A 3,365-nucleotide genomic window follows, 5' to 3' on the forward strand; every position below is an offset into this window, starting at 1 on the left:
GGGCGTCGACGAGGTACTTGAAGTCGTCGGGGGTGCCCAGGCGGGCGGTGGGCGCGTAGAAGCCGGTGACCTGGTAGCCCCAGGACCCGCCGAAGGGGTGCTCGGCGATCGGCATCAGCTCCACGTGAGTGAAGCCCAGCTCCTTGACGTAGGCAGGGAGTTGTTCGGCCAGTTGCCGGTACGACAGCCCCGGCCGCCAGGACGGCAGGTGCACCTCGTACACCGAGAACGGCGCCTCGTGCACCGGCCGCTCACCCCGCCGCGCCATCCACTCCGCGTCGCCCCACGCGTGGTGCGAGGCGCACACGACCGAGGACGTGTTCGGCGGGGCCTCCGTGCGGCGGGCCAGCGGGTCCGCGCGCAGCGTCTTGGAGCCGTCGGGGCGGGTGATCTCGAACTTGTAGAGCTCGCCCTCCCCGACACCGGGCACGAACAGCTCCCACACCCCGGTCGAGCCGAGCGAGCGCATCGGGAAGCCGGTGCCGTCCCAGAAGTTGAAGCTGCCGGCGACGCGCACGCCCCGTGCGTTCGGCGCCCACACCGAGAAGCGGGTGCCGGTCACGCCCTGGTGGGTCATGGGGTGGGCGCCGAGTGCCTTCCACAGCTCCTCGTGACGTCCCTCACCGATCAGGTGGAGGTCGAGATCGCCGAGCGTGGGCAGGAAGCGGTACGCGTCCTCGGTGTCCTGGACCGTGCCCTCGTACTCGACCAGCAGCCGGTACTCGGGCATGTCCGGCAGCGGCAGCAGTCCGGAGAAGAAGCCGTCCCCGTCGTCGTCCAGCTCGGCCCGCACATCCCCGGCGACGACGGTCACGGACAGCGCGTACGGCCGGAAGACCCGCAAGGCGACACCGCCGGGCACCGGGTGCGCGCCGAGCACGGAGTGCGGGTCGTGGTGGGTCCCGGCCAGCAGCCGCTCGCGGTCCCCGGCCGCGAGAGCGGGGGACACGGCCACGGTGGCCAAGGGGTCCGCCGCGGCGACCTTCTTCGCGGCCGTCTTCTTGGCCGCCGTCTTCGTGGCCGCAGTCGTCTTGGCCGCCGTCTTCTTGGCGGGCGCCTTCGCCACCGTCGTCTTGGCCGTCTTGGCCGCCGTCTTCTTGGCGAGTGCCTTCTTCGCCACCGCCTTCTCGGCGACCACCTCGGCCGCGGTCGTCTTCGCGGCAACCTTCTTCGCGGCGACCTTCTTCGTCGCAGTCTTCTTGGCCGCCGTCGTCTTGGCGGGCGCCTTCTTCGCCGGGGCCTTCCCGGCCGGTGCCTCCACCGCCGCGGTGCTCTCGCTCCCCGCGGCGGCCTCCTCGACCCCCGCGACCGGTGTCTTCGCGACGGCCTTCTTGGCGACCGCTGTCTTCGCCGTGGCTTTCTTCGCCCCGGTCGCCGCCTTCTTCGCCACCGCCTTCTTCTTCCCGGCCGTCGGCGGCTCTGAGGCAGCCGCTGTCGCCTTCTGCGCACCGGCCGTCGGCCGGCCCTCGGCGCTCTTCTTCGTGCTGTCGTCGGACGGAGGACGGGGGGTCACGGACGGGGCCTCCTCGGCAGGCGATGGTGGGGTCATGGTGTGGGGTCGGCGGACAGGCGGCGTATCGCCGCCATCGGGACCGGAAGCCAGTCGGGCCGGTGGCGGGCCTCGTACACGACTTCGTAGACGGCCTTGTCCGTCTCGTACGCGCGCAGGAGTACCGGTTCGGTGCGCGGGTCGCGCCCGGCGACCTCCGCGTAGCCGGAGCAGTAGGCGGCCCGGCACTCCGTGGCCCACTCCGGGCCCGACGGGACGGCCGAGTGCGCCGCGTAGTCGAAGGAGCGCAGCATTCCGGCGATGTCCCGCGCCACCGGCTGCGGCATCCGGCGCTCGGCCAGCGGCTTCGACGGCTCCCCCTCGAAGTCGATCAGTGACCAGTCCCCGGACGGCGAGCGCAGGCACTGCCCCAGGTGCAGGTCGCCGTGCACGCGCTGGGCGGTCCACACCCGCCCCTCGGCCGCGAGGTCGCCCAGCGCCTCGAACGCGGAGCGCAGCCGGTGCGCGTACGGCCGCAGCGCGGGCACCGCCTGGGCCGCCACCTCCAGCCGCTCGGTCATGCCGTCGACCAGCAGCCCTATCTGGGCGTGGCCGAGAGTGACCGTGGGCAGGGCGCGGGCCAACGCCGTGTGCACCTCGGCCGTCGCCCGCCCGAGCGCCCGCGCCTCGGCGGTGAAGTCCACCCCCTTGGCCAGCTCGCGCAGCGCAAGCTCCCAGCCGTCCGTCGCGCCCCGCACATACGGCTGCAGCACGGCCAGGACGTACGGGTCCTCGAGGTCGTCCAGGTCGGCGAGCAGCCAGCCGGCCGGGGCGGGCACCCGGGGGCAGCCCTCGCGCGCGAGGGCCAGCGGGAGTTCGAGGTCGGGGTTGACGCCCGGCAGGACACGGCGCAGGAGTTTGAGGATGAACGTATCTCCGTAGACGATGGAGGAGTTCGACTGCTCGGAGGTGACCAGCCGCGGGACGAGCCCTTCCCGTATCTCCTGGCGCGTGTCCCCCTCGAAGCGCAGCGGGCCGACGTGGGCGCGGCTGCGGATCGCCTCCAGGAGCACGGTGGCGGCCCGGGGGTCGTACAGCGCCTCGTACACGGTCCGCCCGGCCAGCGGGCCGTCCTCCAGATGCCCGATGAGCGCGGGTGCGAGGTGCGGGGGCAGCGCCTCGCGGACGCCTATCAGCAGTTGGTAGCAGTCCCCGGGGCGGGGCATGGCGCCGGGCGCCGGGGTGTCCGGCTGGTGTGCCCGCACCAGGAGGTGGACCAGGCCCAGCGGGCCGCCGGGCGGCAGCAGGTCGGTGGCCGCCACCAGGGAGAACCCGGTGACCGGCCGTCCCTTGCCCGCGAACCAGCGCTGCCGCGGCAACCACTCCCGCAGCAGGGGATCGAGGGAGGCGAGCAGACCGGGGTGCGTCGCGGTGGGACGGATGACGGCTTCCGGCATGGCGTGCGTCCTTTCCCCGGGGGGCGGTCGGGGGGTTACTTGCCTGCGTGCCCCGGTCGGGGCGGCGGAAACCGCCCCGACCGGACGACTAGGCGACGTCCTTGCGGATGCGGAACCAGTAGAAGCCGTGGCCTGCGAGGGTGAGCAGGTAGGGCAGTTCCCCGATGGCGGGGAAGCGGACCCCGCCGATCAGTTCCACCGGGTGCCGGCCCGTGAACTGGCGCAGGTCCAGCTCGGTCGGCTGCGCGAACCGGGAGAAGTTGTGCACGCACATCACCAGGTCGTCCTTGTACTCCCGCAGGAAGGCGAGGACGGCCGGGTTGGAGGAGGACAGTTCGGTGTAGGAGCCGAGGCCGAACGCGGGGTTCTGCTTGCGGATCTCGATCATGCGCCGGGTCCAGTGCAGCAGCGAGGACGGC

The 3,365-nt window shown here is 72.9% G+C and carries 2 protein-coding genes and 1 pseudogene; all 3 read right to left on the reverse strand.

What is annotated here, in order from left to right; genetic code table 11:
* Positions 1-1,513, reverse strand: a pseudogene (locus tag SY2F82_RS38510) (1,4-alpha-glucan branching enzyme); the annotation flags it as partial.
* A gap of 32 nt (positions 1,514-1,545) precedes the next feature.
* Positions 1,546-2,946, reverse strand: a complete 1,401-nt coding sequence (locus SY2F82_RS38515; RefSeq protein ID WP_200423741.1) for a maltokinase — start codon at positions 2,944-2,946, stop codon at positions 1,546-1,548.
* Positions 2,947-3,034: 88 nt separating this feature from the next.
* Positions 3,035-3,365 (reverse strand): alpha-glucosidase C-terminal domain-containing protein (locus SY2F82_RS38520; RefSeq protein WP_200423742.1); only part of this gene is annotated, 331 nt, incomplete at its 5' end.

This window comes from Streptomyces sp. Y2F8-2 (assembly GCF_014905555.1).
Lineage (GTDB): Bacteria > Actinomycetota > Actinomycetes > Streptomycetales > Streptomycetaceae > Streptomyces > Streptomyces cynarae.